Annotated in this window: 11 protein-coding genes; 1 reads left to right on the forward strand and 10 read right to left on the reverse strand. The window is 69.8% G+C overall.

Annotation, left to right across the window (positions count from 1 at the left end):
• Positions 1 to 10: 10 nt before the first annotated feature.
• Genes B9P64_RS15615 through B9P64_RS15630 form a run of 4 tightly spaced genes read right to left on the reverse strand, consistent with a single transcriptional unit; the run spans position 11 to position 4604 of the window.
• Positions 11 to 1600, reverse strand: a complete 1590-nt coding sequence (locus B9P64_RS15615; RefSeq protein ID WP_085317009.1) for a GMC family oxidoreductase — start codon at positions 1598 to 1600, stop codon at positions 11 to 13.
• A gap of 13 nt (positions 1601 to 1613) precedes the next feature.
• Positions 1614 to 2207 (reverse strand): gluconate 2-dehydrogenase subunit 3 family protein, encoded by a 594-nt coding sequence (locus tag B9P64_RS15620; protein WP_085317010.1) that lies wholly within the window; start codon positions 2205 to 2207, stop codon positions 1614 to 1616.
• A gap of 25 nt (positions 2208 to 2232) precedes the next feature.
• Complete coding sequence (locus B9P64_RS15625; protein ID WP_085317011.1) at positions 2233 to 3111, reverse strand: transporter; 879 nt, start codon at positions 3109 to 3111, stop codon at positions 2233 to 2235.
• A gap of 29 nt (positions 3112 to 3140) precedes the next feature.
• The gene (locus B9P64_RS15630) at positions 3141 to 4604 is read right to left on the reverse strand and encodes a benzaldehyde dehydrogenase (protein WP_085317012.1); all 1464 of its coding nucleotides are present in this window, start codon (positions 4602 to 4604) and stop codon (positions 3141 to 3143) included.
• A gap of 316 nt (positions 4605 to 4920) precedes the next feature.
• Here B9P64_RS15630 and B9P64_RS15635 point away from each other — a divergent pair, with 316 nt between their 5' ends.
• Positions 4921 to 6825, forward strand: a complete 1905-nt coding sequence (locus B9P64_RS15635; protein WP_085317013.1) for a sigma-54-dependent Fis family transcriptional regulator — start codon at positions 4921 to 4923, stop codon at positions 6823 to 6825.
• A gap of 46 nt (positions 6826 to 6871) precedes the next feature.
• Here the strand turns inward: B9P64_RS15635 and B9P64_RS15640 are convergent, their stop codons facing one another.
• The 6 genes from B9P64_RS15640 to benA are packed head-to-tail and all read right to left on the reverse strand — an operon-like array spanning position 6872 to position 13205.
• The gene (locus B9P64_RS15640; RefSeq protein WP_085317014.1) at positions 6872 to 8077 is read right to left on the reverse strand and encodes a benzoate/H(+) symporter BenE family transporter; all 1206 of its coding nucleotides are present in this window, start codon (positions 8075 to 8077) and stop codon (positions 6872 to 6874) included.
• Positions 8078 to 8088: 11 nt separating this feature from the next.
• Positions 8089 to 9420 (reverse strand): MFS transporter, encoded by a 1332-nt coding sequence (locus tag B9P64_RS15645; RefSeq protein ID WP_085317015.1) that lies wholly within the window; start codon positions 9418 to 9420, stop codon positions 8089 to 8091.
• A gap of 44 nt (positions 9421 to 9464) precedes the next feature.
• Positions 9465 to 10241 (reverse strand): 1,6-dihydroxycyclohexa-2,4-diene-1-carboxylate dehydrogenase, encoded by a 777-nt coding sequence (locus tag B9P64_RS15650; RefSeq protein WP_085317016.1) that lies wholly within the window; start codon positions 10239 to 10241, stop codon positions 9465 to 9467.
• Between the two features lie 54 nt (positions 10242 to 10295).
• Positions 10296 to 11303, reverse strand: a complete 1008-nt coding sequence (gene benC, locus B9P64_RS15655; protein ID WP_085317017.1) for a benzoate 1,2-dioxygenase electron transfer component BenC — start codon at positions 11301 to 11303, stop codon at positions 10296 to 10298.
• Positions 11304 to 11355: 52 nt separating this feature from the next.
• Positions 11356 to 11844: a benzoate 1,2-dioxygenase small subunit gene (benB, locus tag B9P64_RS15660; protein WP_085317018.1), complete on the reverse strand. Its 489-nt coding sequence runs from the start codon at positions 11842 to 11844 to the stop codon at positions 11356 to 11358.
• An 8-nt stretch (positions 11845 to 11852) separates the two neighbouring features.
• Positions 11853 to 13205 (reverse strand): benzoate 1,2-dioxygenase large subunit, encoded by a 1353-nt coding sequence (gene benA / locus B9P64_RS15665; protein ID WP_085317019.1) that lies wholly within the window; start codon positions 13203 to 13205, stop codon positions 11853 to 11855.
• Positions 13206 to 13212: the final 7 nt, after the last annotated feature.

Raw genomic sequence — 13212 nt, forward strand, 5'->3', positions numbered from 1 at the left:
CCCGCCCGACCTAAGCCGCCCTCCGCCGCCCCGCCGGATGCGCCGCATTCAACCCATCGGCGATGTAGTGCGCCAGCGCATACACGGTCTCCGACGGGTTGTAGCCGATGGACGTCGGCAGCAGGCTCGCATCGGCGATGTAGAGGTTCTTCACGTCATGCGTCTCGCCGCGCGGATTGACCACCGTCCTGGCCGGATCGGCGCCCATGCGGCAGGTGCCTTGCGGATGGAAGGACGTGTAGCGGTAGCGCGAGCGCTCGTTCTTCAGCCCGGCGATCACGCCGTCCACCGCCTCGACGCTGTCGATCTCCAGCTTCTGCGACGACGGGATGTACAGCCGCCGCGCGCCGGCCGCGAACAGCACCTTGCAGGTCGTCGCGAGCCCCTTCTTCATCGCCTCGAAATCCTCGTCGTCCACGTCGTAGCGGATCGACTTGGCGCCGTCCTTCCAGCTCACCTCGCCCACGTTCTTGTCGTGGATCAGGCTGATGAGCCGAGTCGTGGACTTGTAGCGGCTCATGAAGTCGACATAGGGCTTGCCGGTGCCCGGCTCGACCTGGGTGCTGGCCTCGACCGGGTCCTGCACCGCGTTGAGCAGCAGATAGCCGCCGTTTTCCGGCAGCGTGTCGCGGTCCATGTAGAGCGAATGCGTCGCGCCGTGAAAGTCGTAGACCGGCTGGTCGAACATCGCGGTCACCGACATCGTCGGATGGCACGCGAAGTTCTTGCCGACCTGGCCGCTGCCGTTGGCGAGCTGGCTGCGCAGCAGCAGCAGCGGCGTCTGCACCGGGCCGGCGGCCAGCACCACGATCGGCGCATCGACGCGCAGCCGCGCCTTCGGCTTGCCGGTCTGCTGGTCGACCACCTCGGCCTCGACGCCGGTCGCCTTGCCGTCGCGCGCCAGCACCTGCGTGACCCGCGTGTCGGAATGGATGGTTGCGCCGTGCTGCACCGCCCACGGCAGATAGGTCACGAGCATCGACTGCTTGCGGTCCGAGGCGCAGCCCGCGAAGCACATGCCGGTCAGCACGCAGTCGCGCACATTGCGGCGCGCCTCGCCGCGCGGCAGGCCGAGCTTGGCCATGCCGGCAGCGATCAGTTCGGCGCCGCCGCTGGTCTCCTGCGGCGTGACCGCGCGGATGCCGAGGTTGCGCTCGACCTTCTCGAAATAGGGCCGCAGGGTCGCCGGCGTGAGCGCGGTCAGGCCGAACTCGCGGCCCCACAGGTCGAGGTAGTAGTCGGGCGTGCGAAAGCACAGCGCGGCGTTGACCACCGTCGAGCCGCCGACGCAGGCGCCCTGCAGGATCGCGATGTCGCCGCTGTCGTTGTTCTGGCCGCCGTGGTCGGCGTAGAGCGTGCCCATGCTGATCGCGAGCATCTCGGTGAATTTCTCGGACGGCACATAGGGGCCGGCTTCGAGCACGATCACCTTCTTGCCGGCCTTGGCCAGTTCATAGGCCATCACCGCGCCGCCCGCGCCCGAGCCGACCACGACCGCGTCGGCTTTCAGGTGCAGATGGGCGCCGGCGGCGATGTCGCTGGCCTGGGTCACGGGCAGGCCGTGCTTCGGCACTTCGACCGGAATCGTCTTGTTGGTCATGTTGCTGGTCTCCTCAAGCCTGGGGCAGCGGCTGGTTGCCGAGCGACGGAATGCGGTTGCGGCGCGTGACCGGGCCGTCGTAGCCGAGCGGTCCCCAGGTCGGCGGATTGGCGAAGTAGGCGAGCGCGACGAGCTTCTTGAGGCCCAGGCTCAGCGCGCGCTGCGGCACTTCGGTGCCATTGGCCCAGGCGTCGCAGAAGGCGATTGCGTCGGCATCGCCGAGGTCGACGAAGGCCTTGCCGTAGCCCGCCTTCGGGCCGTCGTTGAAATAGCCGATGCCGCCGCGCAGCCCGGCGAGGATGTGCGGCGGCATGGTCGCGAGCAGCGCCGCGTCGAGCGTCTGGAGCACCGGCACCTGGGCCGGCGGCAGCAGCGCGCTGCCCTCGGTCGGCAACATCACGTCGAGCAGGCGCTGGAACACGCGGGCCTCGGTCGCGCCGACGAATTTCATCGGCGCGGGCGCGGCGGCGCGCAGCGTGGCGGGCGCGCCGGCGGTCAGGCCGAGCGCGGCGGCGGCGAGCAGGAACTGGCGCCGCGTGAGGCCGCCGGCGGCGGTCATCGCAGGCAGGGCGGCGGCGCCGCGCGGATCGGGCGTGGAAATGCGCATGGTTGTCTCCTGAATCGGATGGCGGTCAGAAGACCTGGAGCAGGCGCAGGTTCACGCGCGCGCTTTCCTTGAAGCCGTTGTCCACCCGCAGATCGCGGCCGACGTTGACGAGCAGTTGCGTCGCCGGCCCGACGAAGGCGGCGGTGCCGAGCTGGAACTTGGTGACATTGGCCGCGTCGTTGCGCGACACGCCGGCGACCTTGGTCTCGCCCAGATGCGCGTAAGACAGCCCGCCGCGCAGGTCCCAGGTCGGGCTCATCGCATAGCGCGCAAAGCCCTGGAGCTGGGTCGTGGCCGATTGTTCGAGCGAGGCGCCGGCGGCATTGGCCTTGTCGTTCTTGCCGTAGGCCGTCACGTCGGCGGCGAGGTCGATGGTCCACTTGTCGCCGAGGCCGAACAGCCAGGCGGCTTGCAGCGCGGTCTTCCAGCGGTTCTCGCCGAGGTTGAGCGGCTTGTTCGCGTCGTAGGTGCCGGTGGGCGCGTAGACGAACGGCGTGATGCCGAAATAGCTGCGCTTCGCCGCGTCCTCATGCAGCCAGACGGTGGCGGCGAGGATCAGGTCGCCGACGCCGCTGCGGTTGCCGAGTGCCGGCGCCAGATCGTTCTTGGCTTCGAGCCGGCCGAAGGGCAGCAGGAATTGCGGATCGACCGTGAAGCCGGCGATCTTCATGAAATGGATCATCCGCAGGATGCCGATGTTGGAGTCGAGGCCGTAGCTGCCGGCCGGGCGCTTGCCGTTGGCATAGAGCTGGTCGCGCTGGGCGGTCTGGGCGTAGAGCGCCGCGATGTTCGTGCCCTCGGGCAGGGCGGTGTAGTCGCCGGCGTCGATGTCGATGGCGTGGGCGGCAGTGCCGGCAAAGGCGAGCGTGGCGCCGAGCAGGGCGGTGCGCAGGGACGGGTTCATGTGGGTCTCCTCTTGGGTCTTGTTGTTGGTCAGAACGGGTACTGGATGCCTTGTTCGAGCACGCTGACCCACTGCGTCTCGGTGAACTCATGCAGGTTGGCCGGGCCGCCAAAGCGCCCGCCATTGCCCGACGCGCCCATGCCGCCGAAGGGCACCTGGAATTCGTTGTTCACGGTCTGGTCGTTGATGTGGACCATGCCGGTGTGCAGCCGCGCCGCGAGGGCGAGGCCGCGTTGCACGTTGCGGCTGTGGATCGCGGCCGCGAGGCCATAGGGCGAGGCGTTGACCAGCGCGACCGCCTCGTCGTCGCTGTCGAACACGGTGATGGGCGCGACCGGACCGAAGATTTCCTCGCTGAACGCCGCCATGTCGGGTCGCACGTCGGCGAGCACGGTCGGGCGGTAGAACAGGCCGGACTGCGGGCCGCCGGTGAGCAGCCGGGCGCCGTCGCGCAGCGCGCCCTGCACGATGGCGTCGATGCGCGCGAGCTGCCTGGCGTTGATGATCGGGCCGAGATGGACCGGCTCGGTGAACGGGTCGCCGACCGCGAGCTTGCCGGCGCGCTCGGCGAGCAGCTCGGCATAGCGCGCCGCGACGCTGCGATGCACGAGATGGCGCCCGGCCTGCATGCAGATCTGGCCCTGATGCAGAAAGGCGCCCCAGGCGCCGCTGGAGCTGGCGGCGTCGAGATCGGCATCGTCGAGCACGACCAGCGCGTTGTTGCCGCCGAGTTCGAGCGCGCACTTCTTGAGCAGCTGGCCGCAGGTGGCGCCGATGCTGCGGCCGACGCCGGTCGAGCCGGTGAAGGCGATCATCGACACCGCCGGATGGCGCACGACGGCGTCGCCGGTGTCGGGACCGCCGGGCAGCAGTTGCAGCAGGCCGTCGGGCAGGCCGGCATCGGCAAACAGCTGGGCGATCAGCGCGCCGCCGATCACGGCGGTCTGCACATCGGGCTTGAGCAGCACGGCATTGCCGAGCGCCAGCGCCGGCGCGATCGAGCGCATCGACAGCAGCAGCGGGAAGTTCCACGGCGAGATCACGCCGACCACGCCAATGGGCACGCGGCGCCAATAGTTGGTGCGGCCCGGCATGGCCGACGGAAAGATCTCGCCGGTCGGCTGCATCGGCAGGCTTGCGCTCATCAGCAGCTGCTCGTAGGTGGCGTGCAGCTCCCAGTCGGCCTTGAGCGGCACCGAGCCGGCTTCGCGGACGTTCCAGTAGCGAAAGCTGTCGGCGCGCTCCTTGAGCAGGCGCGCGGCCTCGCGCAGCACGGCGGCGCGCCGGTCGAAGGGCGTGGCGGCCCAGGCTTTCTGGGCGAGCGCGGCGGCGCGGGCGGCCTCGTCCACATCGGTGGCGTCGGCGATGCCGGTGCGGCCGAGCACGGCGCCGGTCGCCGGCTCGCGCACCTCGGCGCTGCCGCCGTGGGCTTCGCGCCAGCCCGAGCTGTAGATCAGGCCGCTCGACGGAAGCGGAAGTTCGTGGATGTTCATGCCGGTCTCCTCGGTGGTGGCTGAGGGCGGGTCTGGGCCCGCCGCGTTTGCCTAGGGCAAGCGGCGTACCGCCCCGGCCGGCGGCGCTGGCGACGGCGCTTGTCCCTGCCAAATCAAGCGCTTGCGAAGCGGCGCGCGCTGGCGGCGGCGTCTCGCGCGTCCCGCTGCGGGATGCGCCGGTCTCATTGCGGGACGCCGAGACGCCGAAACCACAGTCGGGCGACGGACGGCGCTAGGGGTTTGGTCGCGTTGACGCTGGCGCGCCCGCGTCGCTAGGGTCGGCGCACTTTTTCATCCGCGCGTGTGAACCTGAATCGTGGCTACCTCTTTTGCAACTGGCGGCGGCTATGCACCGGAGACCATCCGGCGCGCCCGCCATGCCTTCTTCAACGACGGCCAGTGCGCCGACGGGCTGGTCGAGGACGCGGTCCTGCGCTCCTGGACCCGCTGCCGCGACGGCGGCCGCCGCATCGACGAGCCGATCGAGTTCACCTCGCTCGACCGCGCCGCGGCCAGCCTGCTGATCGAGCGCAACCGGGCGCTGCTCGACGCGGCCCGGCCCGAACTCGTGGCGCTCGCGCGCTCGATGCAGGACGCCGGCTATGCCGTGCTGCTCACCGATGCCCACGGTCACACGCTGGCGGTGGAAGGCGCGATGCCCACGCACTGCGCCACCTTCCGCAACGCCTTCCGGCCCGGCGTCGATCTGTCGGAGCGCGCCATCGGCAGCAATGCCATGAGCATCGCGATGGCCGAGCAGCAGACGGTGCGGCTGTTCGGGCCGGAGCATTTCTTTGCCGATACCCAGCTGTTTCATTGCTGCGCGGCGCCGGTGTTCGATCCGCAGGGCAATGTGGTCGGCGCGGTCGATGTCGGACATGACGCGCCGAACATGTCGCAGGCCGCGCTCTGGCTCGCGCAGCGCTGCGCCCAGCGCATCGAGCGACGCATGTTCATGGAGCTGCCGGCCTATGTGCGCATCGGCATCGATGTCGGCGACGAGCTGCCGGGCGCCGGCGCGGCCAGCACCGCCGCCTGGCTCGCGCTCGATGAAGACGGCCAGCTGATCGCGGCCTCGCGCGCCGCGCGCCAGCTCATCGGGCTGCCGCCGAGTCTGGTCGGGCTCGATTTCGGCGCGCTGTTCGATGCGCGCTTCCATGCCTGGGCGCCCGGGCTGCGCCTTGCGCCCGAGCTGCCGTTGCGGCTGCAGAACGGCATGCGGCTGCGCGCCCAGCCGCTTGCGCCGGCACTGGCACGCGCCGCGATTGCGCCCGCACGCTCGGTGCCATCTGCCGCCGCGCGGCCCTGCTTCGGCGATGCCCGGCTCGATGCCGGCTTCGACCGGGCGGCGCGCGCGCTGCGGGCCGCGCTGCCGGTGCTGCTCAGCGGCGAGACCGGCTGCGGCAAGGACGTGACCGCGCGCGCCCTGCATCAGGCCAGCGAGCGCGCGGCCGGCCCGTTCGTCGCGCTCAATTGCGCCGCCATTCCGGGCGAGCTGCTGGCCGGCGAACTGTTCGGCCATGTGGATGGCGCCTACACCGGCTCGCGGCGCGGCGGCGCGCCCGGCAAGATCGAAGCCGCTGCCGGCGGCACGCTGTTCCTCGACGAGATCGGCGACATGCCGCTGGCGCTCCAGGCCACGCTGCTGCGTGTGCTCGACAGCGGCGAGGTGGTGCGGCTGGGCAGCACGCGGCCGGTGACGGTCGATCTGCGCATCGTCTGCGCAACCCACCGCGATCTGCGCGCCCAGGTGGCCGACGGGCGCTTCCGCGAAGACCTGTACTACCGCATCGCCGGCCATCCGTTCCGGCTGCTGCCGCTGCGCGAGCGGGCCGACTTCGATGCGCTGCTCGACGCGCTGGTACTGGCCGCCGGCGAGGCGCCGGAGCGCATCGGCGGCGCGCTGCGCCAGACGCTGCGCGCGGCACCGTGGCCGGGCAATGTGCGCCAGCTCGCGCATGCGCTGCGGCGCGCGTTTGCGCTGGCCGAGCCGCAGGCGCCGCTGACCCGCGCCGACTTCGACGATGAACTGGCGGCCGATGCGCTGGCCGCTGCACCCAGGCTTTCCGGTGCCGAAGGCGGCCTGCTGCAACGCGCCGAGGACAGCGCGATCCGGCAGGCGCTGGACGAGGCTGGCGGCAACGTGACCGCCGCCGCCCGGCTGCTCGGCATGGGCCGGGCCACGCTCTACCGCCGGCTCGGGCGGCAGCGTTCAGCCTGAACGACAAGGCTCGCCTGGGCCGGATCGGCGCAGGCGGGTTGCAAGCTCAGCCCGGCCGGCTCGTTCGCGCGGCCCGCGCCAGCCACGGCGCGCTGAACGGCCGATGCAGCACCAGCCACGCCAGCGACCCGAGCGCCACGCCCCAGAACGCCGAGCCCAGCCCGAACAGCGACATGCCGGACGCCGTCGCCAGGAAGGTGATGACCGAGGCCTCGCGCTGGTCCGGCTCGCTCATCATCCCGAGCAGGTTGTTGCCGATGGCGCCGACCAGCGCCAGCCCCGCGAGCACCGCGACGAAGGTCTTGGGCAGCGCGGTGAACAGCAGCACGATGGTTCCGGCAAAGCTGCCGCCCAGCAGATAGAAGACGCCATTGGCGAGCCCCGCCACATGGCGCCGCGCCGGGTCCGGATGCGCCTCGGGGCCGGTGCACAGCGCGGCCGTGATCGATGCCGTGACCAGGGTGATGCCGCCGAACAGCGCCGCCGGCAGCGACACCAGCCCGAGCACGCCCAGCACCGGCCGTGCCGGCACGTCATAGCCGGCCTGGCGCAGGATCGCCAGGCCCGGCATGAACTGCCCGGTCAGGCTCACCAGCACCAGCGGCAGCGCCAGCCCGAGGGTGGCGCGCGCGGTCCATTCGGGCGCGATGAACATCGGCGTCGCCAGACTCGGCCGCAGGCCGTGCAGGCTCGCGCCTTCGACCCCCACGGCCAGCGCAATGCCGGCAATGAGCAGCAGCACCAGGCAATGGCGCGGCAGCAGCCGGCGCAGCAGCAGATAGACCGCGATCATCCCGAAGGCCAGCGTCGGCGCCAGCTCGGCCGCCGTGAAGGCGCCGACGCCAAAGCGGAACAGGATGCCGGCCATCATCGCGCTGGCCACGCCGCGTGGGATGAGCCCGACCAGCCGGTCGAAGCCGCCCGACAGCCCGATCGCCACCAGCACCGCCGCCGCCACCAGATAGGCGCCGACCGCCTCGTTGAGCGAGATGGCCGGGAACAGCGCCACCAGCAGCGCCGTGCCCGGCGCCGACCAGGCGGTGATGACCGGCGCGCGAAAGCGCCAGCTCAGCAGCAGCCCCGACAGGCCGGCGCCGATGGAGATGGCCCAGACCCAGGAGGCGATCATTTCCGGGGCCGCGCCGGCGCGCTGAGCGGCCTGGAAAAAGATGACGAGCGGCCCCGAGTAGGAAATGAGCACCGCCATGAAACCGGCGGTCAGGGCTGAGAGCGAGAAGTCCCTGAGCGGCATCGCCGGCGCGCTCAGGCGGTGGCTGCAAGCGCTGGCAGATCGGGCGCGCGATGACCGGCCGCAAACACCGCCATCGCGGCGCAGGCCAGCACGCCGGGCAGTGCGAAGGCATAGAAGTTGTAGTCGAGCGGCAGCTCCATGCCGAGCAGCGCGCCGCCCAGGATCGGGCCCAGGATGGCGCCGTTGCGGCCCACGCCCGAGGCCCAGCCGAGGCCGGTCGAGCGCATGGCCATCGGATAGAACTGGGCGCCGAGCGCATACAGCAGGATTTGCGAACCGATGGTGGTGGCGCCGGCCACGGCGATCAGCGCATTGAGCAGCCAGGCCGGTTGCGGATGGCCGAGCAGCCCGATCGACAGTGCCGCCAGCGCAAAGAACGCCGCCAGCACGCGCGGCAGATTGATGCGGTCGCCAAGCCAGCCGCCGCCCACCGCGCCGAAGATGGCGCCGAAGTTGAGCACCAGCAGAAAGCTCAGGCTGGAGCCGAGGTCGTAGCCGGCCTTGACCATCAGCTTGGGCAGCCAGGAGTTGAGCGCATAGACCATCAGCAGGCAGGCGAAGAAGGCGGTCCACAGCATCAGGCTGCGCAGCGCCCGGCCCTCGCGGAACAGCGCGAACAGCGGCGCGCCCCGGGTGATGGCGGCCGGCATGCGCAGCGGCACGCCGGCCGGCGCGGCAAAGTCCGGATCGAGCCGCGCCAGGATGTCGCGCGCCTCGTCCTCGCGGCCGGCGCGCAGCAGAAAGCCGACCGACTCGGGCAGGAACAGCAGGATCGCCGGCAGCAGCAGCAACAGCGCGCCGGCCACGAAGAACACCCACTGCCAGCCGAGCGTCGGCATCAGCAGCATGCCGAGCGTGGCCGACAGCATGCCGCCGACCGAATAGCCGCTGAACATCACCGCCACCAGCAGGCTGCGGATGCGCTTGGGCGCGTACTCGCTGATGAGCGCGACCACATTGGGCATGACGCCGCCGATGCCAAGCCCCGCGATGAAGCGGCAGACGCCAAACTGCCCCGGCGTGGCGGCGAAGCCGTTGAGCACCGTGAAACCGCTGAACAGCAGCACGCAGGCGGCGATGACCTTCTTGCGGCCAAAGCGGTCGGCGAGCGGGCCGAACAGCATCGCGCCGGCCATCATCCCGAACAGAGCATAGCTGCCGAGCGCGCCGGCCTCGATCGGGCTCAGGCCCCATTGCTTCATCAGCACCGGCAGCACCACGCCGTAGATGACCAGGTCGTAGCCGTCGAACACGATGATGAGTGCGCACCAGAACAGCACGCTCCAGTGAAAGCGGTTGAAGCGCGCGTTGTCGATGACGCCGGAAATGTCGGTGGACTGCATGTCTCCCCCTTTGCGGGTGGTTGTGGTGATCGCGCCGTGACGGCTCAGCCGAGGTCGCCGCCGCCGATGGGCAGCACGACGCCGGTGATGTAGCTGGCCTCGTCCGAGGCCAGGAAAAGGATGGCGCCGGCCTGCTCGTCGATGCTGCCGTAGCGCTTCATCAGGCTGGAGGCGACGGTCTGGTCGACGATCTGGCGGTACCAGCGCTGCTCGTCGGCGCTCGGCGTTTCGGTGTTGCGCGGCACGCGACGCGGCGGCGCCTCGGTGCCGCCGGGCGCGGTGGCGTTGACGCGGATGCCGCGCTCTGCGGTCTCGAAGGCGAGGCAGGCGGTCAGCGCATTGACGCCGCCCTTGGCCGCGCCATAGGGCACGCGGTTCACGCCGCGCGTGGCGATCGACGACACGTTGACGATGGCGCCCTGGCCGCGCTCAAGCATGTGCGGCAGTGCCGCATGGCAGCACCACAGCGTGGGGAACAGCGAGCGCCGCACCTCGGCTTCGATCTCGTGCTCGCGGTAATGCTCGAAGGGCTTGGCCCAGATCGTTCCGCCGACGTTGTTGACCAGCACATCGAGCTTGCCGAAGCGCTCGACCGCCTGCGCCATCACGCCTTCGCAATCGGCATGGCGCTCAAGATCGGCGGTGAGGGTCAGGATGCGGCCGTCGGCGCCGGGCAGGGCGCGCAGCTCGTGGATGAAGTCGGCGCGGTCGACCGCGACCAGGCTTGCACCTTCCTCCAGCAGCCGCTCGGCGACGCGGCGGCCGATGCCCTGGGCCGCGCCGGTGACGACGGCAACCTTGTTCTCGAATCTCTGGCTCATGAACGGCCTCGCAAAAAAAGGCCCACGCGCCTGGAGACGCGACGGGCCGGGAAATCAGACGCTCGCGGCGAACTTCTCGTAGTGGAAGCCGGCGCCGTCGAGCGCGCGTTCGCGGATGAAGCGGCTCACCGCCTCGACCATCGGCGGCGGGCCGCAGAGGTAGATGTCGACTTCGCCGGCATTGAGATGCGCCGGCTCGATGTGCTCGGTGACATAGCCGGTGCGCGGATGGGCGCTTTCGCGATTGGCGACGCAGGTCGCGAACGTGAAGTTGGGGATGCGCGCGGCCAGCTCGGCGAGCCGGTCGGTCGCCACCAGATCGGCGTCATGGGTCACGCCGTAGATCAGGTGGATCGGATGGGCGCTGCCTTGCGCCGCGATGCGGTCGAGCATCGCGGTGAAGGGCGCGAGGCCGGTGCCGCCGGCCAGCATCAGCACCGGCCGGCGGATGTCGCGCAGATAGAAGCTGCCGAGCGGGCCTTCGAGCCGCAGCGCGTCGCCGGCCTTGGCCGACTGCGTGAGCCAGCCGCTCATGAGGCCGCCGGGCACGTTGCGGATCAGGAAGGCCACGCGGCCGTCCTGCGGCATCGAGCTGAACGAGTAGGCACGCGTCTCGGTCGTGCCGGGCACGCCGAGCTTGACGTACTGCCCGGGCAGAAAGGACAGGCCGCGCAGCGACTCGCCCTCGATGGTGAGCGCCAGCGTGCTCGGCGACAGCGCTTGCAGCTCGGCGACGCGGGCGTCGAACACGGTCGGCGCGGCGCGGCAGAGGTCGGACGTGACCGGCACGCGCAGCACGCAATCGCTCGCCGCGCGCATCTGGCAGGTGAGCACATAGCCCTGCGCCGCCTCGTCCTCGCTGAGCGCGTCCTCGATGTATTCGCCCATCGTGAAGCTGCCCGACTCGGCGAAGCACTTGCAGGTGCCGCAGGCGCCGTCGCGGCAGTCGAGCGGCACATTGATGCCTTGGCGGAAGGCCGCGTCGGCCACGGTCTCGTCGGGCGTGGCGGCGATGAAACGCGTCACGCCGTCCTCGAATTGCAGGGCGATCTGGTGATTCATGGGGGCTCCGCGCGGGCCGGCGCGCAGTGGGCCGGCCGCAATTGCGCTGGGCTCAGACGTGATAGACGTCGAGCACGTGATGGATGTAGTCGTTCTTGAGCACGACGACCTTGCGCTTGATGAGCGGCTCGGCGCCCGCCGTGTCGATCACATAGCGCGACATGCCGAAATAGCTGTCGGTGATCCTGTAGCGGTAGCTGAAGGTGTGCCAGTTGAAGCGCAGCGTCACCAGGCTGCCGTCGCGCGACTCGACTTCCACATTGCTGATGTTGTGGCTGGTGCGGGTGTCGGGCAGGGTCGCGGCCGAGCGCTCGGTCTTGATGCGGAACACGCGGTCTTCGAGGCCGCCCCGGTTGGGGTAGTAGATGAGCGAGATCTCGCGCTGCGGATCGACGGTGAGCTCGTCGTCGTCGTCCCAGGCCGGCATCCAGAATTCGGCATCGGGCGCATAGCAGGTGAGCCATGCGTCCCATTGCCGGTCGTCGAGCAGGCGCGCTTCGCGGTAGAGGAAGGCCGTGAGTTGTTCGGTGCTGATCGTCATGGCGGTCCTCAGGCCTGGCCGGTTTCGCTGTCGAGCGCATGCCGCATCTGTTCGAGCCAGTAGCGGTGCTGCTCGGTGTAGAGGCCCTCGTCCTCGGTCTTGATGCCGCTCAGGCGCGGATGCAGATCGATCTCCTTCGCGGCAGCGTCGGCGCCGTGCACCCAGTGGGTTGCGCCGCGGCACATGTCGTTCCACTCCAGCGCGATGCCGGCATAGCCCTGCTGGCAGGCGCGGAACTCCTCCAGGTCGTCGGGCGTGGCCATGCCGGTGGCGTTGAAGAAGTCCTCGTACTGGCGGATGCGGCGCGCGCGGGCCTCGGCCGATTCGCCCTTGGGCGCGATGCAGTAGATGGTGACTTCGGTCTTGTCGACGGCGATCGGTCGCAGCACCCGGATCTGCGAGCCGAACTGGTCCATCAGATAGACGTTGGGATAGAGGCAGAGGTTGCGCGAGTGGCCGATCATCCAGTCGGCGCGGGCCTGGCCGAACTTGCTCACCAGCTCGTCGCGGATCTGGTAGGCGGGCCGGTCCTCGGGATTGGCCCACTTGGTCCACAACAGCATGTGGCCATGCTCGAAGGAGTAGAAGCCGCCGCCCTGCTTGGCCCAGCTGCCGGCGTCCATCGCCTTGATCTGGTCGCCGGCCGCCGCCTGCTTGCGGTGGTTGGTGGTGGCGGCGTAGTTCCAGTGCACCGAACTGACGTGATAGCCGTCGGCGCCGTTCTCGGTCTGGAGTTTCCAGTTGGCGTCGAAGGTGTAGGTCGAGGCGCCGCGCAGCACTTCGAGTCCGTCGGGCGACTGGTCGACGATCATGTCGATGATCTTGGTCGCCTCGCCGAGGAACTCGGCCAGCGGCTTGACGTTGGCATTGAGGCTGCCGAACAGAAAGCCGCGATAGCTCTCGAAGCGCGCCACCTTCTTGAGGTCATGGCCGCCGTTCCTGTTGAAGCCGTCGGGATAGCCGGCGTCGGTCGCGTCCTTGACCTTGAGCAGCTTGCCGCTGTTGTTGAAGGTCCAGCCGTGAAAGCTGCAGGTGAAGTTGGCGCGGTTGCCCTTCTTGTGCCGGCACAGCGTCGCGCCACGGTGCGAACAGGCGTTGATGACGGCGTTCAGCTCACCGGCCTTGTTGCGCGTGATGACGATGGGTTGACGCCCCATGAACGTCGTCAGGTAGTCGTTCGGATTCGGGATCTGGCTTTCATGCGCCAGATAGATCCAGTTGCCCTCGAAGATGTGCTTCATCTCCAGCTCGAACAGCGCCTCGTCGGTGAAGGCCGAGCGGTGCAGGCGGTAGTCCTGCCGTTCGCGGTCCTCGATCAGCAGGCTGTCGAGGCGCGGCTTGCCGCCATCGAAATTGCTCATGTGCGTC

This window comes from Derxia lacustris (assembly GCF_002105195.1).
GTDB classification, from domain to species: domain Bacteria; phylum Pseudomonadota; class Gammaproteobacteria; order Burkholderiales; family Burkholderiaceae_E; genus Derxia; species Derxia lacustris.

Coding starts and splice junctions, on each gene's coding strand:
- B9P64_RS15615 (WP_085317009.1), bottom strand. CDS start 1,600: ATGACCAACAAGACGATTCCGGTCGAAGTGCCGAAGCACGGCCTGCCC.
- B9P64_RS15620 (WP_085317010.1), bottom strand. CDS start 2,207: ATGCGCATTTCCACGCCCGATCCGCGCGGCGCCGCCGCCCTGCCTGCG.
- B9P64_RS15625 (WP_085317011.1), bottom strand. CDS start 3,111: ATGAACCCGTCCCTGCGCACCGCCCTGCTCGGCGCCACGCTCGCCTTT.
- B9P64_RS15630 (WP_085317012.1), bottom strand. CDS start 4,604: ATGAACATCCACGAACTTCCGCTTCCGTCGAGCGGCCTGATCTACAGC.
- B9P64_RS15640 (WP_085317014.1), bottom strand. CDS start 8,077: ATGCCGCTCAGGGACTTCTCGCTCTCAGCCCTGACCGCCGGTTTCATG.
- B9P64_RS15645 (WP_085317015.1), bottom strand. CDS start 9,420: ATGCAGTCCACCGACATTTCCGGCGTCATCGACAACGCGCGCTTCAAC.
- B9P64_RS15650 (WP_085317016.1), bottom strand. CDS start 10,241: ATGAGCCAGAGATTCGAGAACAAGGTTGCCGTCGTCACCGGCGCGGCC.
- benC (WP_085317017.1), bottom strand. CDS start 11,303: ATGAATCACCAGATCGCCCTGCAATTCGAGGACGGCGTGACGCGTTTC.
- benB (WP_085317018.1), bottom strand. CDS start 11,844: ATGACGATCAGCACCGAACAACTCACGGCCTTCCTCTACCGCGAAGCG.
- benA (WP_085317019.1), bottom strand. CDS start 13,205: ATGAGCAATTTCGATGGCGGCAAGCCGCGCCTCGACAGCCTGCTGATC.